Source organism: Flavobacterium shii (genome assembly GCF_025847235.1).
Lineage (GTDB): Bacteria > Bacteroidota > Bacteroidia > Flavobacteriales > Flavobacteriaceae > Flavobacterium > Flavobacterium shii.
In genome coordinates, this window is sequence record NZ_JAOZEW010000005.1 from 14,823 (window position 1) to 36,724 (window position 21,902).

At 33.4% G+C, this 21,902-nt stretch carries 16 protein-coding genes; 10 read left to right on the top strand and 6 right to left on the bottom strand.

The window, feature by feature from the left end; genetic code table 11:
* Positions 1-108 precede the first annotated feature (108 nt).
* The 3 genes from OIU83_RS06385 to pbpC all read left to right on the top strand — a co-directional run bounded on the left by OIU83_RS06385 (position 109) and on the right by pbpC (position 9,182).
* The gene (locus OIU83_RS06385; RefSeq protein WP_264205631.1) at positions 109-5,778 is read left to right on the top strand and encodes an alpha-2-macroglobulin family protein; all 5,670 of its coding nucleotides are present in this window, start codon (positions 109-111) and stop codon (positions 5,776-5,778) included.
* Positions 5,779-5,975: 197 nt separating this feature from the next.
* Positions 5,976-6,566 carry a transposase gene (locus tag OIU83_RS06390; RefSeq protein WP_264205443.1) on the top strand — a complete coding sequence of 197 codons (591 nt, stop codon included), beginning with the start codon at positions 5,976-5,978 and terminating at the stop codon, positions 6,564-6,566.
* 240 nt (positions 6,567-6,806) lie between these two features.
* On the top strand, positions 6,807-9,182 hold the full coding sequence (pbpC, locus tag OIU83_RS06395; protein WP_264205444.1) for a penicillin-binding protein 1C: 2,376 nt from the start codon (positions 6,807-6,809) through the stop codon (positions 9,180-9,182).
* Positions 9,183-9,194: 12 nt separating this feature from the next.
* Here the strand turns inward: pbpC and OIU83_RS06400 are convergent, their stop codons facing one another.
* From OIU83_RS06400 to OIU83_RS06410, 3 genes are all read right to left on the bottom strand, one after another.
* Positions 9,195-9,992: a hypothetical protein gene (locus tag OIU83_RS06400; RefSeq protein WP_264205445.1), complete on the bottom strand. Its 798-nt coding sequence runs from the start codon at positions 9,990-9,992 to the stop codon at positions 9,195-9,197.
* A gap of 156 nt (positions 9,993-10,148) precedes the next feature.
* Positions 10,149-11,693 (bottom strand): ribonuclease E/G, encoded by a 1,545-nt coding sequence (locus tag OIU83_RS06405; RefSeq protein ID WP_264205446.1) that lies wholly within the window; start codon positions 11,691-11,693, stop codon positions 10,149-10,151.
* Positions 11,694-12,084: 391 nt separating this feature from the next.
* Positions 12,085-12,375: an HU family DNA-binding protein gene (locus OIU83_RS06410; protein ID WP_024981932.1), complete on the bottom strand. Its 291-nt coding sequence runs from the start codon at positions 12,373-12,375 to the stop codon at positions 12,085-12,087.
* A gap of 132 nt (positions 12,376-12,507) precedes the next feature.
* On the opposite strand from OIU83_RS06410, the gene mutY reads away from it, so the two are divergent.
* From mutY to gldD, 4 genes are read left to right on the top strand one after another with little or no spacing between them, the layout of a single operon-like run.
* The gene (gene mutY / locus OIU83_RS06415) at positions 12,508-13,542 is read left to right on the top strand and encodes an A/G-specific adenine glycosylase (RefSeq protein WP_264205447.1); all 1,035 of its coding nucleotides are present in this window, start codon (positions 12,508-12,510) and stop codon (positions 13,540-13,542) included.
* A gap of 49 nt (positions 13,543-13,591) precedes the next feature.
* Positions 13,592-14,032, top strand: coding sequence for a single-stranded DNA-binding protein (locus tag OIU83_RS06420; protein ID WP_264205448.1), 441 nt, complete (start codon positions 13,592-13,594; stop codon positions 14,030-14,032).
* A 23-nt stretch (positions 14,033-14,055) separates the two neighbouring features.
* Entirely contained in the window at positions 14,056-15,357 is a 1,302-nt protein-coding gene (locus OIU83_RS06425) for a gliding motility-associated protein GldE (protein ID WP_264205449.1), read from the top strand.
* Positions 15,357-15,920, top strand: a complete 564-nt coding sequence (gene gldD, locus OIU83_RS06430; protein WP_264205450.1) for a gliding motility lipoprotein GldD — start codon at positions 15,357-15,359, stop codon at positions 15,918-15,920. Before OIU83_RS06425 ends, gldD begins: the two co-directional genes overlap by 1 nt.
* 72 nt (positions 15,921-15,992) lie before the next feature.
* Here gldD and OIU83_RS06435 read toward each other — a convergent pair whose 3' ends face one another.
* Positions 15,993-16,376 (bottom strand): heavy-metal-associated domain-containing protein, encoded by a 384-nt coding sequence (locus tag OIU83_RS06435; protein WP_264205451.1) that lies wholly within the window; start codon positions 16,374-16,376, stop codon positions 15,993-15,995.
* A 106-nt stretch (positions 16,377-16,482) separates the two neighbouring features.
* On the opposite strand from OIU83_RS06435, the gene OIU83_RS06440 reads away from it, so the two are divergent.
* A complete protein-coding gene (locus tag OIU83_RS06440) occupies positions 16,483-17,349 on the top strand; it encodes a DMT family transporter (protein ID WP_264205452.1) in 867 nt (288 codons plus the stop codon).
* Between the two features lie 106 nt (positions 17,350-17,455).
* Here the strand turns inward: OIU83_RS06440 and OIU83_RS06445 are convergent, their stop codons facing one another.
* Together OIU83_RS06445 and OIU83_RS06450 are read right to left on the bottom strand one after the other, a co-directional pair.
* Positions 17,456-19,504: a M16 family metallopeptidase gene (locus OIU83_RS06445; RefSeq protein WP_404827657.1), complete on the bottom strand. Its 2,049-nt coding sequence runs from the start codon at positions 19,502-19,504 to the stop codon at positions 17,456-17,458.
* 13 nt (positions 19,505-19,517) lie between these two features.
* Positions 19,518-20,840, bottom strand: coding sequence for a M16 family metallopeptidase (locus OIU83_RS06450; protein WP_264205453.1), 1,323 nt, complete (start codon positions 20,838-20,840; stop codon positions 19,518-19,520).
* A 270-nt stretch (positions 20,841-21,110) separates the two neighbouring features.
* Between OIU83_RS06450 and rplU the strand changes: the two genes are divergently transcribed.
* Positions 21,111-21,548: a 50S ribosomal protein L21 gene (gene rplU, locus OIU83_RS06455; RefSeq protein ID WP_035619759.1), complete on the top strand. Its 438-nt coding sequence runs from the start codon at positions 21,111-21,113 to the stop codon at positions 21,546-21,548.
* Between the two features lie 24 nt (positions 21,549-21,572).
* Complete coding sequence (gene rpmA, locus OIU83_RS06460; protein ID WP_035685981.1) at positions 21,573-21,833, top strand: 50S ribosomal protein L27; 261 nt, start codon at positions 21,573-21,575, stop codon at positions 21,831-21,833.
* Positions 21,834-21,902 lie beyond the last annotated feature (69 nt).

Below are 21,902 nucleotides of genomic sequence, written 5' to 3' on the forward strand. Positions count from 1 at the left end.
GTACTTTTATTACAATATAAAGACCATTTTATTAGTTATGGTTTTGAATTGTAAAAGGCATGTTTTTATGTGCAATTGTAATTTTGTAATAATTAACTCTATATGAAAGTGAAAACAAAAGGATTAGTTTACGTGTTTTTTGTATTTTTTATTTTTCAGGCTTGTGGCAGGAAATCTGCTGCCGATTTTAACTCTGATTTTTCATTGTTCAAATCGTATATAACCAGTTTTACAGGTGGGATTGTCTCGTCTCAATCGGATATACGTGTTGTTCTGGCTTTTGATAAAAAAGACTGGAAAATCAATCAGGTTCTGAATGATGATTTAATTGATATTTCTCCAAGTATTCATGGAAAAGTTGTAGCGCTTTCGAATAATACAATTGCCTTTATTCCAGAAAAAAAATTAAAGGCAGGAACCGAATATCAGGTAACGTTGAATTTGGATAAATTAATTACGCTTCCAAAGAAAGGGAATGATGATAAAGATCTTTCCAAATTCAATTTTACTGTAAAAACCATTAAGCAGGATTTTATTGTAAATACGATGGATGTTCAATCGTATAGCAAAGAATATCAATACCTGAATTGTGTATTGAAAACAGCCGATAATATAGATTTAGAAACAGCCAAAAAGCTGGTTTTAGCAAGCCATAACGGAAAAAATCTCAATATTAAATTTGATAAAGCAACAAGTTCCGGAAAAGAATTTAAGTTTATTATTGATAGTATTCAGCGTTTATCTGCCGAGAGTAATCTGGAGATTTCTTATGATGGAAGTGGTTTTGATATTGATCAAAAAGGCAAAATGGATTTCTCGATTACAGCAATAAATGAGTTTAAAATTATAAAAGTCGATATCCCGGATGAAAGTAATCAATCGGTATTAATTAATTTCTCGGAACCATTAGAGAAAGGACAGGATTTTAAAGGGTTGGTAACAATACAAAATACTAATAATTTAAAGTTTTCGACACAAGGGAATATTTTAAAAGTTTTTTTTAGTAATGAAAAACCAGTTAAAGAGGTCGTACATGAAGTTGCGGTCGCGATTGTTGATTCAACGAGTACAGTAGTAGATAGTGCAGCAGTAGACAGTGTTGCTGTGGTTGAGCCAGTAGTGCAGGAAGACGTATCGGAACCAGTATCTGATCAAACTATAACAGGCGAGTTATTATTAGAAGTTTTTCAGGGAATAGAAAGCCAGTATGGTCGAAAAATGGCCAACAATTATTCTGATAAAATTACTTTTGACCAGATAAAACCAAATATTCGTTTTATAAAAAATGGTACTATCCTACCAAGTTCAAATAACCTTAAATTGAATTTTGAAGCAGTAAATCTTGCAGCTGTAGATGTAAAAGTTTATAAGATTTATAAAAATAATATTCTGCAGTTTCTTCAAAATAATGAATTAAACGGAGCTCAAAATTTAAAACGAGTCTCTCAACCCGTTGCAAAAACTACACTTAATCTTAAGGAGAATACATTAATTAATCCGACCAAGTGGAATACTTTTGCTTTGGATTTATCCAAAATTATCACGCCGGAACCTGGAGCAATTTATAGGGTAGAGTTCTCATATAAAAAAGCGTACTCTCTGTATAAATGTGAAACTAGCGAAGAAAACCCAGATAAGACTACAGAGGAAGAAGATGTTGATGAAAACGATGTGAACTACAGCGGAAATTCATATGATGACTATTATTATGATGATTACCAGTGGAGAGAAAGTCAAGACCCTTGTACAGGTTCGTATTATTATAATGCCAAAATTGGAACTAATATCCTAGCTTCAGATTTGGGGGTAATTGCCAAAAGAGGAGAGAATAAGTCTTATTTATTTGCAGTAAATAATATAATTACTACCGAGCCGGTTTCAAATGCAAGAGTAGATTTATATAGTTTTCAGCAACAAAAATTAGCAACAGGAACAACCAGTAGTGAAGGAATTGCTTCTTTTCAGTTGGATAAATTTGCTTATTTTGCTATTGTTACTTTAGGTACTCAATCGACTTACGTAAAGCTTGATGATGGAAATTCATTGTCTGTAAGTAATTTTGATGTTGCCGGCGAAACGTTGCAAAAAGGGCTTAAAGGGTTTATTTATGGAGAGCGTGGTGTTTGGCGTCCGGGAGATAATTTGTATTTGTCTTTTATGCTAAATGATGCTGCGAATAAATTGCCTAAAGCGCATCCAATAAAATTTAGATTAACAGATCCAAACGGAAAAGTCACTTATCAAACGGTTCAAAAATCGAATGATTTAAATCATTATGCATTTACAGTTCCCACAGATCCAGATGCGCCAACAGGAAATTGGGAAGCTATGGTAAGTGTGGGAGGCGCAAAATATTATAAAAGCATAAAAATTGAAACTATTAAACCTAACCGTTTAAAAATTAAAAATACTTTCAAAAATGCAATATTATCTTCTTCATATCCAAACGTAAGTAATCTTGAAGTTACTTGGCTTCATGGTGCTATTGCTAAAAATCTGAAGGTAGAAATACAGGCAAAATTTTCACAACAGCACACTACTTTTAAAGGATATGAAAAGTTTGCTTTTGATGATTTAGTTCGTCAGTTTAGTACCGAAGAAATTAACATTTTTTCAGGTAAACTAGATGAAAATGGTAAAGCGTCGGTAAATATTGAGCCTAAATTACAAGGGCAAGCACCGGGAATGCTTAAAGCTGCTTTTATTACCAAAGTGTATGAAGAAGGAGGGGATTTTAGTACCGATGTTATCTCAACTACTTACTCACCTTACAAAACATATGTGGGAGTAAAATCGCCAGAACCTACAAAATATGGAATGCTGGAAACCCGAGCAATGAACCGATTTGATATTGTTACCGTTGATGAAAACGGAAGGCCAAAATCGGTGAGAAACCTTGAGGTAAAAGTATATAAAACCGAATGGCGCTGGTGGTGGGATGCTTCGAGTGATAATTTGTCCAATTATAATTCGTCAAATTCAACGACTTCGTACAAAACTTTTAGAGTAAATACGGATGCAAGCGGTAAAGGGAGCGTACAGTTTGCATTGGCTGATGAAGAGTGGGGACGTTATTTAATTCGTGTTTCGGATGAAATAGGCGGGCATGCATCAGCAATAACAGTAAATATCGACTGGCCAATATGGTCTGGAAAAACAAGAAATACTGATGCTTCGACTGCAAATATGCTTGTTTTTTCTACAGATAAAAAGAATTATGCATTAGGAGAAAAAGCAAAAATATCTTTCCCTTCAAGTGAAGGCGGACGTGCTTTGGTGTCTATTGAAAATGGCTCGAAAGTAGTACAGACACTTTGGGTGAAAACCGAAAAAGGAGAGACTAAAGTCGAAGTTCCAATTACGGGAGCGATGGCGCCAAATGTGTACTTTAATATTACACTTTTGCAACCACATGCATCGACTAAAAATGATTCGCCAATTCGTATGTATGGAATCGTTCCAATTGAAGTAATTGATAAGACCACAATTCTTACTCCAAGTATTTCAATGCCTGATGTGCTGAAACCTGAGCAAACGTTTCCTATAAAAGTAAGTGAGAAATCGGGAAAAGAAATGACCTATACAATCGCAGTTGTCGATGAAGGTTTACTTGATTTAACTCGTTTTAAAACTCCAAATGCATGGGATAGTTTCTATGTACGTGAAGCTTTGGGTGTGAAAACCTGGGACGTATATGATGATGTTATCGGTGCGTATGGCGGTAAAGTGAATCAGATTTTTAGTATTGGTGGAGATCAGGATTTAGGCGGTGGAAAAGCAAAAAAAGCAAATCGTTTTAAACCTGTAGTTATTTATCTTGGACCATTTAAATTAGGAAAAGGAGAAACGAAAATACACCAGGTAAAATTACCAAAATATATAGGTTCGGTAAGAACTATGATTGTGGCTGGAGATGCAAATACGAGTGCTTACGGAAGTGTAGAGAAAGCAACTCCTGTACGTAGTCCGCTAATGGTATTGGCTTCATTGCCTAGAAAAATTTCGCCATCGGAAAAAGTGACTATTCCTGTTACGATTTTTGCAATGGAAAAAAATATTAAAAATGTTACTGTACAAATAAAAACAAGCAATGGATTAAGAGTGGTAGGAAGCCCAGCCCAAAGATTGACATTTACACAGCCAGACGAAAAAATGGCTTATTTTAATTTAGAAGTTGGAGGTATGACAGGTATTGCCAAAGTGCAGGTTATCGCTACATCAGGAACAGAGAAATCAGTTTATAATGTTGAAATAGACATGACGAATCCAAATCCTGTAACGAATACTTTTACCGATGTAATTTTAGAGCCTAATAGTTCTAAGACGATTGTATGGAAAACATTTGGAGTTTCGGGAAGTAATAAAGCAAAACTAGAAGTATCCTCAATGCCAACTATTAATTTAAATGGGCGATTACAATTTCTTATTCAATACCCGCATGGATGTGTGGAGCAAACAACTTCATCAGTGTTTCCTCAGTTATTCTTAAATGATGTTGCTGATATTGATGCTACACGCCAACAACTTATTCAAAAGAATGTTGCGGCAGGAATTGCACGATTAGGGAGTTTTCAATTGTCAAATGGTGGACTTTCATATTGGCAAGGAAATACAATTGCCGATGATTGGGGAAGTTCATACGCAGGACATTTTATGGTTGAAGCGGAGAAAAAGGGCTATGTTTTACCGATAAATTTCAAATCAAAGTGGCTTTCGTATCAACAAAGAGAAGCGAAACAATGGAGATTTGAGCCGCGTTATGGGAATGATTTGGCGCAAGCATACCGTTTGTACACATTGGCTTTGGAAGGTTCGTCTGATTTGTCTTCAATGAATAGGTTGCGTGAAACCAAAGGGATTTCTAATGAAAGTAAATTACGATTGGCTGCGGCTTATGTTCTGGCAGGGCAAAAAAGTGCTGCTTCGAGTTTGTTATTAAGTAGTAAAATTGATGATGAATCGACAAATTATAATTATTACTATTATGGTTCGAGTGATAGAAATCGCGCAATGGCATTGGAAACAATGTTATTATTAGACCAGAAACAAAAAGCATTTGCAATGGCAACGAAACTAGCTAAGAGTATGGCAAGTGACCAATGGATGAGTACACAAACTACTGCTTATTGTTTATATGCAATGTCTAAATTCTCAATGAATAATGGTGTAAAAGGAATCGATATACAGTTTAGCCAAGATGGAAAAAGCCAAACTATAAAAACTTCAAAAACTGTTGCTGATAGAAGTTTAGTGGCTAAGACAGGTTCTAATAGTATTACCTTGAAAAACAATAAAAAGAACACAATTTATATTCGAGTGTTAAATACTGGAATTCTTCCTATAGGTCAGGAAAATGTCGTTCAGAGTAATGTTTCGGCTAGTATAGTTTTCAAAAACAGAAAAGGAGGAGTGATTAATGTTTCGAAAATTGCTCAGGGAACAGAATTTATCGCTGAAGTAACTGTTAGGAACCAAAGAAACGAACGTGTTGAAAATGTAGCGTTGTCTCAGATTCTACCTTCAGGATTCGAAATTGTAAATACACGTTTCACCGATTATGGAGATGCAATCAATAATGTTGCCGATTATATTGATATTCGTGATGATAGAACAAATTTCTATTTTGGACTTAAAGCTGGTGAAACCAAAGTGTTTAAAATTCTCTTGAATGCGTCTTATTTAGGAAACTATTATTTGCCAGGATTACAATGTGAAGCAATGTACGATAATACATTCTTAGCAAGAACTAAAGGATTCTGGGTTGAGGTGGTGAAGTAGAATTCGTATCCTAACAGGTTTTGGAAACCTGTTAGGTATTGTTTGTAATTGATGAGAAATTTTTAAAAGAGATATATAATTATTTTTTTAACTTACTAAGTGTTTATTAGAAAAGGAAAAGTATTAAGAATAAAAACTAAAAAAGATACCTAACAGGTTTCCAAAACCTGTTAGGATATAAAAAAACAAAAGATGTAATGAAAAAAGATATTTTCGAGACAGGCCAATATTATCATATATACAATAGAGGAAATAATAAGGAGAATATTTTTATTGAAGAAAAGAATAATAATTACTTTCTTGAAAAAGTGAAAAAATATCTTTTGCCTATTGCAGATATTTATGCCTATTGTTTACTCAAAAATCATTTTCATATAGTATTGAGAATTAAAGACGAAAAGGAATTGCCTGAAAAATTAAAAGAGAAATTACATTTACCTTTTTCGAATTTGTTTAATTCTTATTCCAAAAGTATAAATAAATCCTATGTTAGGACAGGAAGTTTGTTTCAGGAGCATTTGCAAAGAAATAGGATAGAAAGTGAAGTTTATTTAAAGCAATTAATTGTATATGTTCATTTGAATCCTGTAAAGCATAAGTTTGCGAAGTATTTTGAATCCTATTTGCATTCTTCATATCGCTCTTATTTGTCTAGTAAAATAACAAGTATTGATAGAGATTATATTCTTGAATTATTTGGAGGATTAGAAAATTTTAAGGTTTGTCATGATGAAAGAAGAATTGTTTATGAGGGGATGATTAATGATATAAGTTTAAGTGACGAATAAAAAAATAGTAAGTTATCCTAACAGGTTTCTAAAACCTGTTAGGTATTATTAGTGGGTCATGTTAAATAAGAAGGAAAGGATTTTATCTAGGATTGAAATAGATGCCTAACAGGTTTCCGAAATCTGTTGGGGATTGTTAATAGGTTATATTGAACAGGAGGAAGGGTTTTTATCAAGGATTGAAATAGATACCTAACAGGTTTTGGAAACCTGTTAGGATATGAAAACAATGAGATTAAATTGAAAAATAAATTAAAAGCGTCGCTTCAGCGCATTATAAATTGGATTAAACGGAATAAGATAAAATCACTACTAGCATTTTTGTTAGTGGTGATTTATTATTTTTCATTACCACGAACATTATTTCAAGAGCCTTATTCTACCGTTATTGAGAGTAAGGAAGGAGAGTTATTGGGGGCGAAGATTGCTCGTGACGGACAATGGCGTTTTCCTGCGCAGGATAGTGTTCCGGATAAATTCAAGAAATGTATTGTATATTTTGAAGACGAATATTTTTATAGACATCCTGGTTTCAATCCCGTGGCTATGGTAAATGCGATTAAACAAAACAGGAAAGCAGGGAAAGTGGTTCGAGGAGGAAGTACGCTTACTCAACAAGTAATTCGATTATCGAGAAAAGGAAAAGGCAGGACTTATTTTGAGAAATTTCTCGAAGTTATTCTTGCAACAAGGCTTGAGTTAGGATATTCCAAAGATGAAATATTAGAGTTATACGCTGCACATGCGCCTTTTGGGGGAAATGTTGTGGGATTAGAAATGGCTTCATGGAGGTATTTTGGAGTAAAATCTAATCAATTATCATGGGCAGAGAATGCAACTTTGGCGGTATTGCCAAATGCACCGAGTTTAATTTACCCAGGAAAAAATCAAATAAAATTATTAGAGAAACGCAATCGCCTTTTGCGTAAGCTTAATGAAGAAGGGATTATTGATAAACAAACTTATGAGCTTTCTATAGATGAACCACTGCCTATGAAACCATTTGATTTACCTCAAATCGCACCACATTTATTGCAACGCATTGCCAAAAAACAAGAAGGAACGCGAGTGAAAACTACAGTAGAGTTTGCGTTGCAAAATAGAGTGAATCAAATTGCAAAATATTATTACAATCAATATAAGCAGAATGAAGTTAGTAATCTGGCAATTTTGGTAATTGATGTTTCTAATAGAAATGTGATAAGTTATGTTGGGAATTCCCCAACGGATAGGGATCATCAAAAAGATGTTGATATTATAGATGCACCCAGAAGTACAGGAAGTATTTTGAAGCCTTTATTATATGCTGCAATGCTTGATGATGGTGAATTATTACCTAATACGCTAATTGCTGATGTGCCAACTCAAATTGCAGGTTATACACCTCAAAACTTTAACTTGACGTTTGATGGTGCTGTACCTGCGCATCGTGCTTTATCACGTTCTCTTAATATTCCTGCAGTTTTGATGTTACAGGATTTTGGCGTGGATAAATTTTATGAAGAACTACAAAAATTTCAATTAAGAGATATTTCAAAATCAGCGGATCATTACGGATTATCACTTATCCTTGGTGGTGCCGAGAGTAATCTGTGGGATTTATGCCGTACGTATGCAAGCATGTCATCGACGGTAAATTATTTTAATAAAAGTAATGGGAAATATAGAACAAAAGAATTTACAGAATTAAATTATGAAAATGATTTTAAGACCGATTTTGGGAATGAAAGTAATCAGAAGAATATCTTAGGTGCTGGATCAATTTGGTTAACGTATAATGCGATGGAAGAGGTTAACAGGCCGGAAGGAGATGAAGCATGGAAGTTTTATGATAGCTCGCTTAAAATTGCATGGAAAACAGGAACAAGCTTTGGTAATCGCGATGCTTGGGCTATAGGAACAAATTCCAGATATGTTGTTGGGATTTGGGTTGGAAATGCAACGGGAGAAGGAAGACCAACGTTAACAGGAGTTACAAGTGCTGCACCAATTTTATTTGATATTTTTAATTTATTACCGAGGCAAAAATGGTTTACAACTCCTTATAAGGATTTGGACGAGGTTGAGGTTTGTAGTTTAAGTGGTTATTTGGCTAAGGAAGGATGTCCGATAATTAAACAATGGGTTACCCGAAAAGGGAAAACTACCTCTATATGTCCATATCATAAAACGGTGCATTTAGATAAAACAGAGGGATTTCAGGTAAATAGCAGTTGTGAAAGTGTTGATAATATGATTGTAAAGAATTGGTTTGTTCTGCCTCCAGTAATGGCATGGTATTATAAAAGCAAGCACATAGAATATATGCAGTTACCACCTTTTAGAGAAAATTGTGTTGGGACACAAACGGCTTCTATGGATTTTATTTATCCTAAGACAAACAGTAAAATTTATTTGACAAAAAATTTCAATAGTGAAGTGCAACCAGTGATTTTTAAAGTAGCGTATTCACAAAGAGAAAGTCAGTTGTTTTGGTATGTCGATGATGTGTATAAAGGGGTTACTAAAATCTTTCATGAAAAACCAATTGTCCTGACTGCCGGATTTCATTACATTACAGTAGTAGATGAATTTGGGAATGAGATTAAGAGAAGAGTTGAGATTGTACGGGAATAAAATATGATAAAATTAAAACATTCTTAAGTGACCATAAACATTTTTATTATTGGTGAATCTAAAAGTAATGCCTAAAGTAAACCCTTGGATTACTGGTTTTTTTTCTTTGTTGAATGGTGTTGTATAGCCAAAACCTAAATCTAGTATGTTTAAAAATGTAAGACCAGCGAGTGCATAAGCATTTTTATTTGAGCCACCTGCTTTTAAAAATATTGATTTCTGAATGTTATATGATAAATGCACATCTGGCAAACCGTAATATTTACCGTCGTAACTAGTGATTCCATATCCTAAGCCTAGAAAGAGTTTGTTTTCTTGCTTGCAATCTAAGCAGAATTCCAATCCGCCAGTTAATTGACTTTTGGTTGCAATTGAATATCCTAAATAAAGAATTGGCCACTCAGGAATTTCAAATTTAGAATTGTTGTTGGTTTTGTAATTGAAATCTCTGAAGTCTAGAAGAGTTTTGTTTTCGTTATACCATTTTGCTTTTCCGACCAGATATTCACCTTCTTTATCTTTTGAATATCCTTCAAATTGTAATTTGTTACTTTTTAAATAATAATCATTAATTATATAAACGGAATCAATGGATGTTATTTTGTATCCAATGGCATTTTTAGTTTTTATTTTTATCGGTTTGATTCTGTAGTAAATAGCAGATTCTCTGGAGGTGTTTTTCCAATTCTGGTCAAAAAAGATCGTGTCATTTTGAGCGGAAATTCTTGATGCAAATAATACAAAAATTGCCAGGAGGTAATATATGTTGTTCCTTTTAAAGAAATTATAGGTGTATTTTGTTGAAAGCATTTTGCAGTTAATTTGTGTTGTTTTAAAACTAATTCAAATCTAGGAAAAATACTTTTATCGATTGGGTTTGTTTGAATAACTTATAGATTGATTTTCGGGATTATTAATTAAAAAGCACAAAAAAACCGCCAATCTTTCGAAAAGCGGTTTTTTGTTTTATTCTTTAATAACATTTCCATCTTTATCATAGAAATGATATTCTAAATACGTGTAAGCGTCACGAGGTATGATTTTTACCCATTTTTTATATTCAAAAAACCATTTTGAACGTATTGATGGAAAACCTTTACTGAGGTATGCAGCCACAAATGGATGTGTGTTAAGCACAACTTTTTTGTGGGTTTTTAAATGTCTTTCCAGATCAGCTGTGATTTTATCAATGATTAAAATTGGCGCTTCAATCTCGCCATGTTCATTGTTAGGATCTTCTTCTCTGGTTTTAATGTTTACTTCGGGTCTTACTCTTTGTCTTGTAATTTGAACTAATCCAAATTTGCTAGGCGGTAAGATTTTATGTTTTGCTTTATCGTCGCTCATTTCTTCTCGCAAGAAGTCGAACAAAACCTTCCTGTTTTCAGGATTAGACATATCGATAAAATCAACTACGATTATTCCACCCATATCGCGCAAACGTAATTGTCTGGCAATTTCGGCAGCAGCAATCATATTAACTTCCATGGCTGTGTCTTCTTGATTAGTGGCTTTATTAGAACGGTTTCCGCTATTTACGTCTATAACGTGTAAAGCTTCTGTATGTTCAATAATAAGATAAGCCCCTTTGCTCATAGAAACAGTTCTTCCAAATGAAGTTTTGATTTGTCTTTCAATATTGTATTTCTCGAAAATGGGAGTGTCATTTGATTGATAAAACTTAACAATCGATTGTTTTGAAGGGGCAATTTCTTGTAAATAGTCCTTCGTTTGATGGTACAACTCTTCATCATCAATTTGAATACCACTAAAGGTATCATTAAATACATCTCTCAATATTGAAGAAGCTCTGTTGAGTTCCCCTAATACCTTAGATGGATGATGAGCAGTTGGTAATTTTTTACACATTGCAGTCCATCTGCCAAGCAGGTTCTGCAAATCTTTTTCTAATTCGGCTACGTTTTTGCCTTCGGCTACTGTGCGAACAATAACACCAAATCCTTTAGGTTTGATCGATAATACAAGTTTTTTTAAACGATCCTTTTCTTTTTTGTCTTCTATTTTTTGTGAAATAGAGACACGGTCAGAAAAAGGAACTAAAACAATAAAACGTCCAGCCAAAGATAGTTCTGCACTAATTCTTGGACCTTTAGTTGATATTGGTTCTTTTACTACTTGTACTAAAACAGATTGATTGGCACTTAAAATATCAGTAATGGTACCGTCTTTATCAATCTCTTTTTCAAACTGAAAGGTTTTTAGGGAGAAATCTTTTAATTTACCTGCGCTTACAAGTTTTATGAATTTCAGTTGGGAAGCTAAGTTAGGTCCTAAATCGTGATAATGTAAAAAGGCATCTTTTTCAAAGCCAACATTTACAAAAGCAGCATTAAGTCCAGCAACTGGTTTTCTTATTTTGGCAATAAAAATATCACCAACCTGAAAATTGCTTTTCTCTTCTTCCTTGTGTAATTCAATTAGTTTTCCATCTTTTAATAAGGCAAAATCTACGAAATCAGAACTTGATCGAATGATTAATTCTTTATTCATTTGTAAATTTTTATCCACACTCTTCGATTTTAGATTTTAGAATTTAGGATTTAGATTTAAAAAAAAAATCTGAAATCAGAAACCTTTAATCTGCAATTAAATTGTAAGGATGGATTAAACAATAATTTTTAACAGGTATTGAACCCGGGGAAAATTAGCTGGCAGTAAGCAGTTTTAAGTAATCAGTTGACTGAAGGCTATATACTGATGGCTGAATACTAATTTTCAATTTCAATGAACGTTTAAAAAGAAAAAAGTAGTTTAAAACTACTTTTTCTTTTTGTGACGGTTAGCTCTCGCTCTTTTTTTACGTTTGTGCGTTGCTACCTTATGTCTCTTTCTTTTCTTACCACTTGGCATATCTTGTCGATTTTATGATTAATTAATAGTATTATTTTGCTTCGTTATTTGTTTTTACTCCTTCTACAAAAACTTTTGCAGGTTTAAACGCAGGAATGTTGTGTGCTGGAATTTTAATAGTGGTATTTTTAGAAATGTTTCTTCCAGTTTTTTCAGCTCTGGTTTTTACAATGAAACTACCAAAACCTCTTAAATAAACATTGTCTCCAGTTTCTAATGAAGTTTTTACTTCATTCATAAAAGTCTCTACAGTTGCTTGAACATCACCTTTTTCAAGACCTAATTTTTCTGAAATTTTCGCTACGATATCTGCTTTCGTCATTTTCTTTCCTATTTATAATGGTATACTATTTTTTTGAGTTTGCAAATATAGGAATTAAAAAAACAAATATTCAAGCTAATTCGTTAAATTTTAATTACATAAACTTTTACTTTTGTTGTCTAATATTTAATGATGAGTTTTTCTAAACAATTGATAAAATGGTATTTACAGAATAAACGCGATTTGCCATGGCGAAATACTACCGATTCTTACCCTATTTGGCTATCAGAAATAATGCTTCAGCAGACAAGAGTAGCGCAGGGAATGCCTTATTTTTTGTCATTTACAAAAACATTTCCTACTGTTTTTGATCTTGCTAACGCTCATGAAGAACAAGTTTTGAAACTTTGGCAAGGTTTGGGGTATTATTCTCGTGCTCGAAATTTGCATCAAACGGCACAATTTATAGCAAATGAATTGAATGGAGTTTTCCCAGGTAATTATGCCGATCTATTAAAATTAAAAGGAGTAGGGGAATATACCGCCGCCGCAATTGCTTCTTTTTCTTATAATGAAGCTGTTCCTGTAGTAGATGGGAATGTGTTTCGGGTTTTGTCACGCTATTTCGGTATTGAAACTGATATTGCAGCAGCTTCGGCCAAAAAAGAATTTTCAGCTTTGGCTAATGAATTAATGCCAAAAGATAATCCTGCTATTTTCAATCAGGCAATAATGGAGTTTGGTGCCTTACAATGTGTTCCCAAAAGTCCAGATTGTTCCGTTTGTGTTTTTAATGATAGTTGTGTCGCTTTACAAAAGAAGAAAGTAGATGTCCTACCTGTAAAATCTAAAAAAATAAAAGTGTCTACTCGCTTCTTTAATTATTTGGTTGTTGAAGATGATTTAGGGAATACGGTTATACAAAAGAGGACAGCAAAGGGAATCTGGCATAATTTATATGAATTTCCATTGCTGGAAACAGATGCCGAAAAAGACTTTGATTTTGTTTCGGCACGTATCCGTGATGATTTTTTTAGTGACTATTCTATTATAGGTGTGGAAGAATGGAATTCGAAAAGTATTATCCATAAATTGTCACACCAGCATTTGCATGTCAAATTCTGGAAAATTAAGGTAAAAGGGATTGTTTTGAAAGGAATCAATGCTCAGGATTTGAAAATATATCCTTTCCCGATTGTGATTCATAATTTTATCGAAGCAGAATAAAATAAGTTTCCAAAAAAATGTATCTTTGATAGAAATACTATAGAATATCATGAACGGAACATTAAATAAAGTGATGTTAATAGGTCATTTGGGTGACGATGTGAAGATGCATTATTTTGATGGTGGGAATTGCATTGGGCGATTTCAGCTGGCAACTAATGAGATTTATATTAATAAGACTACTAATGAAAAGATCACTTCGACAGAGTGGCATAATTTAGTTGTTCGAAATAAAGCCGCGGAAATTTGTGAAAAATATTTATCTAAAGGTGATAAAATTTATATCGAAGGACGAATAAAATCCCGTCAATGGCAAGCAGAAGATGGTTCAACAAAACATACAACAGAAATTCAGGTAACAGAGTTTACTTTTTTGACAACGAAAAAAGAGACGGAGGGACAGAAGCAAATTCCTCCTTCAGAATCATCAAAAAACACTAACTTTGACGCTTCGAATGATGGTTTGCCTATTAATGATTTACCATTTTGATTGTTTAACTAATTCTTTTTAATTTGGACCCAGAGCCCAGTTTATACCTTACTAACACTTTAGATACCAACATGATCGTTGGTTTTATTGGAATTTTTATTTTACTATTCTGTTCGGCAGTAGTTTCAGGTGCCGAAGTAGCACTTTTTTCGTTGTCTCAAAAAGATATTGATGAGGCATTGCAAGAAAATGTATCCAAAGGCAGGATAATTTCGAACCTTTTGGATAAACCCAAAAAACTTTTAGCAACATTGCTTGTAGCAAATAATTTTATTAATATCGGAGTTGTTATTTTATTCTCCTTTGTTGGTAGAGATATTTTTGAAGCAGTAGCAGAGATTTCTCCTGTATTGAAATTCATTCTGGAAGTAATTTTGGTTACATCCTTAATATTATTGTTTGGAGAAGTTTTGCCAAAGGTTTATGCGAGCCGCAATAATCTCAAATTTGCCCAGCGGGTAGCTTATCCTATAGCTATACTGGATAAATTGCTTTCTCCGATAAGTTTGCCAATGCGTTCGGCAACTATTTATTTGCATAATAAATTAGGAAAGCAAAAGACTAGTTTTTCGGTAGGTCAATTATCTCAGGCTTTAGAACTTACAGATTCTGATGATACCTCAACCGAAGAACAAAAAATATTAGAAGGGATTGTTTCTTTTGGAAATACAGACACAAAGCAAGTAATGAGCCCGAGAATTGATATTTTTGCATTGGAAATTTCAGAACCTTTTGCAACTATTTGCCCTAAAATCATTGAAAAAGGATATTCCAGGATTCCAGTTTATAGAGATAATATTGATCAGATTGAAGGAGTTTTGTTTGTTAAGGATTTACTTCCTTATATAGATAAAGTAGATTTTGATTGGGTAACGCTTATTCGGGAACCTTTTTTTGTTCCTGAAAATAAGAAGTTGGATAATTTGCTAAAAGATTTTCAAAGCATGAAAAGTCACTTAGCAATTGTAGTTGATGAGTATGGTGGTACTTCGGGATTGGTTTCTTTAGAAGACGTGATCGAAGAAATTGTTGGGGATATTAGTGATGAATTTGATGATGAACATATTAATTTTTCTCAAATAGATGATAAGAATTACCTGTTTGAAGGAAAAATAAATCTTAAAGACTTTTACAGAATCATTGATGTAAATGAGGATTTATTTGAAATACAAAAAGGTGAAGCGGAAACATTAGGAGGATTTATTCTAGAAATCATTGGGAATTTTCCAAAAAAGAATCAAAAAATAACTTTTGAGAACTGCATTTTTACAATAGAGGCAGTGGACAGTAAGAGAATTAAACAAATAAAAGTAACAATAGAATAATGCTTAAAAAATCAATTGCCATAATTATACTTTTTATAATGACATTAATGGTGTTTAGTTGTAAAGATGATGTTGTGCCTAAGCCGGCAAGTTATTTACGATTGGATTATCATGAGGCTAAATATGTGAATTTTGAGAATCAATGTCCATTTGCTTTTGAGATGAATGCAGATGCTATTATAAAAGGAGAGAAAAATTGTGGGTTTACGATCTTATATCCCAAAATGAAAGCAACGATCTATCTTACTTATAAACCGGTAAATGGCGATATAAATAAATTATTAAAAGATGCTCAGAAATTAACCTATGAGCATGTTATTAAAGCCGATGATATATTGGAGCAACCGTATTTAAATAAAGATAAAAAATTATACGGTATGTTTTATCAAGTTGATGGAAATGCGGCTACAAACTCACAATTTTATATTACAGACAGTATTAAGCATTTCGTTACAGGTTCGGTTTATTTTTATGCAAAGCCCAATTTTGATTCTATTATGCCGGCTGCAAGTTATATTAAAAACGATATGCAGCATTTAATGGAAACTATTAAGTGGAAGTAGAAAAAACATCATATACAAAAAAAGAGCATTCGTTACGGATGCTCTTTTTTTGTATGACCAAAATCGATTAAATTACGATTTCATATTCGAAACTTTATATGTTTTTCCGTCTCCTGTAGCTTGAACTATTTTAGTTAAGTTTTCTGGATTTTGAATAGTTTTGTCAAAAGTTACAGTAGCAGTTTTTTTCTCAAAATCTACTTTTGCGTCTTGTACACCATCTAAGTCAGATAATTCGCTTTCGATAGTTTTAGCGCATCCCATTGCACAAGTCATTCCTTCGATATTAAAACTTGCAGTTTGTACATTTTGAGCAGCAATTTCTTTGTGTACTTTAGGAGCGGCTGCTTCAGTTGTAGCTACTTCTTTAGTTTCTGCTTCATTCTCATTTTTTTTACAACTAATAAATAAAAGACCTGCGATTGCTAAAGTTGCTATTGATTTTGCGATTTTCATATTGTTTTGTTTTAATAGGTTTTCAATTGAATTTGTTTGCAAAATTAATAAAAAACGAATGTGTAATTCATAAATTTATTACAATTTTGCATAAAAAACGGGTATTATGAGTTCAAAACAATTAAAATGGGTTTACTTAACAATATTGGCGTTGGTTTGGGGAAGCTCTTTTATATTAATAAAAAAGGGGTTGGTTGGTTTAACGGCTATTCAATTGGGATCTTTGCGAATTATTTTTGCATCCTTATTTTTGTTGTTAGTTGGTTTTAAAAGCTTAGCCAAAATTCCGCATCACCAATGGAAATATATTGCGCTGACTTCTGTTTTTGGAACGTTTACTCCTGCCTATCTTTTTGCTATTGCCGAAACACAAATTGATAGTTCGATTACGGCAATTTTAAATTCATTAACGCCTTTAAATACTTTGATAATTGGAGCAATGATTTTTGGAATTCAATTTCAGAGAAGGCAAATCTGGGGTGTTTTTATTGGTTTAGTGGGGTGTTTATTATTGGTTTTTAATGGAGCAATAAGTCATCCGGAACAAAATTATTATTATGCCGTTCTAGTGGTGATAGCTTCGCTTTGTTATGCGATAAATGTAAACTTGATTAAGAGATATTTGTCCGATTTAAGTTCGTTGAGTATTACTACAGGTAATTTTGCAGTATTGTTAGTTCCTGCGGTCTTAATCTTGAGTTTTACCGGATTTCATGAAGTGATTTATGACGAAAAAGTTCAGCATTCTATTTTGTTTATAATTGTCCTGGGGGTAGTGGGGACAGGTATCGCAAATGTTTTGTTCTTTAAGTTGATACAAATGTCTTCGCCTGTATTTGCAACTTCGGTTACTTATTTAATTCCTATAGTGGCTTTCTTTTGGGGATTTCTGGATAATGAAATGCTTACGCCAATTCAGCTTCTGGGTGCTTTTATTGTTTTAATAGGGGTTTATTTGTCAGCGAAGAAATAGACTTTTGTGAAAAGTAAAATATAAAAAAAGGATTGTCAAAGCTTTTAAAACTTTGACAATTCTTTTAAAAATCTTAGTACCTCAGTACCTTTGTGACTTCAAATTTTTAAAGGAAATCTTTATCCGTAACGTCTTCGTTAATCTTTACTTCCGATATTTTTATATCTAATTCAAAGCCTACATTTTGAATGATGTTAAAGGGAACTTTAACTCCTTTTATTTCTTTGTAATCACCAAAATTTGTTGTTTGTGTAATTGTTTGTCCGCCTTGTTCGGCTGTTTTGGACTTTGCAACTTTTAATCCGGATTTTGTGTCGTAAAAGTATGTTGTCTTGCCGTCTTTTATTGCGTATGCCTCGTTACCGTTAACAGGTTCGATACGATCAATCGTTAATCCGTCTTTTTTAGCAAGTTGTAATTCTTCAAATGGAGCTGCGCCAGCTTTCATGTCTGCAAGATCAGAGCCTTCAAGGGTCTTTTTTTGTCCTTGTTGTTCGATGTAAGCGCCTTTTTCATTAACGACCTGTTTCATTAAATTCATGGTGCCCATTGCAAGCGAAACCATCATTTTTCCTTTTGCATCCATTTTGGAAGTAAAACTTAGCGGGGAAGGAGCTTGTGGGATTGTGGTTGATCCAAACATTGCAATAGTTTTTACAGCTGTAACATTTTTCTCTCCACCAATAGCTTTTATGTAATTGTTAAATACGCTTTTGGCAGTGATTCCGGCGGGAACTTCTTTTTTTAATGTTGGTTTCTCTGTTGGATTAGCGTATTTGTCAAAATAGCTTATCGGAATATTTAATTTCTCTAAGCCTAGAATTACTTCAGAACCTTTTCCTGTAATCACAATTCTCATATTATTAAGAAGGAAATACTTGTTGGCTACTCGAAGTATTTCATCTGGAGTTACACTGTTAATTGTCTGGATATATTTTTCATAAAAATCGGCAGGAAGGTTTTCTGTTTCTATATTCAAAGCATATCTGGCTACAGCTTGCGGTTTCTCGACCTGCATAACGAATCTTCCTATGTATCCCGCCTTAACTGTTTTTAATACTTCATCTGAAACTTTTTCGGATCGGATTCTTTTTATTTCTTTTATGAATTCGACTACAGCGCTATCAGTAACAGCATTTCTAACTGCTGAAGACGCTTTGAATTTTGTTACATATTTTCCGCTTCCTATGCCCGAACTAGCGCCGTATGTCCATGCATGTTGTTCGCGCAAATTCATGTTTAAATAACTATTAAAATCTCCACCTAGTATTTGATTTGCTATTACGGCAGGGAAAAAATCTGGGTCGTTCATCTTTAAATTTACTGTGTTGACCAAGGTTATTTCGGATTGTACAGCATTTGGAACATCAACAAAATTAATTTGAAGTTTAGAAACATTCTCAGGGGTAGGGTAGGTTTCTTTTGGTTGTGTCTTTTTCTCCCATTTTCCAAAAAGTTTTTCTACTGCTGCTTTGGTATCTTTGAATTTTATATCACCAATAACTACCAAGTAAGCATTCTCAGGAACAAAATGGGTTTTGTAATTATTCTCTACATCGGCTAGGGTTACATTTTTTAATGTCTCTTCGGTAGTGAATTCTCCTGATGGATGGTTTTTTCCAAAAGCTAATGCGTCAACCACTCTGCTTTCAATTGCTGGAACGCTTTTTTCATCGGCTTTAAGTCCTTCTACTAATTTAGCTTTTTCTTTATCAAATTCGGCTTGTGTGAAATTTGGTTGTAAGGCACCTTCGGCTAAAAGTTCCAGGATTCGTCCTGAATATTTCGAAAGTGAGCTTGCATAAGCGCCTTGTGAGCTAAAATTAAGGCTTGCTCCGTAAAAGTCTATTTCTTCATTAAAAGCTTCTTTGGTTGTTTTTTTAGTTCCGTTTCCAATTAAACTGCTTGTTAGTTCATCTACACCTTTTTTGTTTCCTTCGGCAAAAGGGGCATTGTCTAAAGTAAGATTAAAACTTACTCTTGGGAGTTTATGGTTTTCAACAACCAAAACCTTCATCCCGTTTGCTAAAACAAAGGTTTGTGGTTTTTTTATGTTTACTACGGGCGAATTTCCTGGTTTTGGTTGCGGGCGATCTTGTGCTTGCATAATTCCTGTTACGAATAAAAGGATTAAAATAATTTTTCTTTTTTTCATGATTCTAAGAGTCTTAATTTTGTGCCTTTGTAGTAGGAACGTAGTCTAAAATTAAACGTTGATTAGGATTCAGATATTTTTTGGCCACATCTCGAATTTCTTCTCGAGTGATAGAATGATATAGGTCGATTTCGGTATTTATAAGGTTTACATCACCATAAAGTAAGTAGTATGTTGCTAGGTTTTCGGCTATTCCTTCTACGCTTGAGTTTGTGTTGACATAATTATTGTCAAACTTGTTTTGTAGTTTTTGGTAATCTTTCTCCGAAATTAAATTGGTTTGAAGTTTTACAATTTCTTCATCAATTTCTTTTAATAAATCAGCCGATGTATAAGGAGTCATTGGTAGACCGTATAATATGTACATACCATAATCTTCTTGGCTAAAGCCTACTGCGCCAATTTGTAAAGCCATTTTTTTATCGTCGACTATTTTTTTGTACAGTTTAGAGCTTTTTCCATCACTTAAATAAGAAGAGATTAAATCAAGAACTCTCGCATCTCTGGTTTTCATAGATGGAGTTCTGTATGAAGCAACGAGCATCGGAATTTGAATGTTTGGATCTTCATAAGTTGCTTTGATAGTTTGAGTAATAGGCTCTTCTGTAAAGGTTTGTTTTTGTAGTTTCTCTCCTTTTTTTATTGGACCAAAGTATTTTTGAACCCATTCTTTGGTTTTTGTCTTGTCAAAATCTCCTGCAATTACTAAAACAGCATTGTTGGGAGTGTAGAATTTTTTATTAAATGCTTTAAATTCGTCCAGAGTGGCAGCATCCAAATCTTTCATAGAGCCAATTGTAGTCCAGCGATACGGATGATTCTTGAACATGTTTTTCTTTACTTCCGGAAGAATGTTTCCGTAAGGCTGATTGTCATAACGGGTTCTTTTTTCTTCTTTAACAACTTCGTTTTGAGTATCAACTCCAATTTTATTAATTACAGGATGCATTAATCGTTCTGATTCCATCCATATTGCTAATTCGAGGTTGTTCGAAGGAAAAACTTCATAGTAATAAGTTCTGTCATCAGAGGTGTTGGCGTTATTGGTTCCGCCATTGGCAGTTACAATTTTCATCCATTCACCACGTTTTATATTCTCGGTTCCCTCAAATAATAGGTGTTCGAAAAAGTGTGCGAAACCAGTTCTGTCCGGAGTTTCATCTTTGGACCCTACGTGGTACATTACAGATGTTATAACAACTGGTGCCGAAGAATCATTGTGCAAAATAACGTGCATGCCATTATCTAAATCGTATTCTTCGAAAGCTACTTTTTGAGCCGAAGCTACTCCACCTAACATAAGTGCTGCACTTAGCATAATTATTGGATTTTTCATAAAGGTTAATAATTTTTTCATTTACAATTAATAAGTAAAGATTAACTAAAATAGTTACATCAAAAATAACTTTTTTTAATTACTAATTGAAAAACAGTCTGTGTTTTGATAAATCATTAACAGTGTATTACTATAATATTGATTTTGCATTAGTTAGAAAGCCTTGAAAAATAAGAATTAATACTTGTGTAATAAATTTACTTTAAGAAATTGCACAGTAAATTATTAATTGTATATTTGCAACCTTAAAAATCAATAAATCAATTTGGTATGTATGCAATCGTAGAGATAGCAGGGCAACAATTTAAAGTAAGCAAAGACTTAAAGGTTTTCGTTCACAGATTAGCTAATGAAGAAGGTTCAAAAGTTTCTTTTGACAAAGTTCTTTTATTAGATGATAATGGGAATGTAACTTTAGGCGCCCCAGCTATAGAAGGTGCTTCAGTAGAAGCTAAAGTGTTACAACACTTAAAAGGAGACAAAGTAATCGTTTTCAAAAAGAAAAGAAGAAAAGGTTACAAAAAGAGAAATGGTCACAGACAATATCTTACTCAAATTGTAATTGAAGGTATTACTGCAGCAGGAGGAACTAAAAAAGCAGCGGCTAAAAAAGCAGTTGTAGCAGAAGAAGTAGCTACTGAAGAAGTAGAAGCTCCTAAAGCGAAAAAAGCAGCTCCAAAAGCAAAAAAAGAAGCTACTAAAGAATAATAACAATATTTAAACTCATACGTCATGGCTCACAAGAAAGGTGTCGGTAGTTCGAAGAATGGTAGAGAATCAGAATCAAAACGTTTAGGCGTTAAGATTTTTGGAGGTCAAGCTGCTATTGCTGGGAACATCATCGTTAGACAAAGAGGTTCAAAACATAATCCAGGTGAAAATGTTTACATCAGTAAAGATCACACACTACACGCAAGAGTAGCTGGAGTTGTAAAGTTCCAAAAGAAAAGAGATAATAAATCATACGTTTCTATACTTCCATTCGAAGCATAATAAGTAAGATTGTATATCATTATAAAAACCCGTTTCTTTCGAAACGGGTTTTTTGTTTTTAGGAAATTG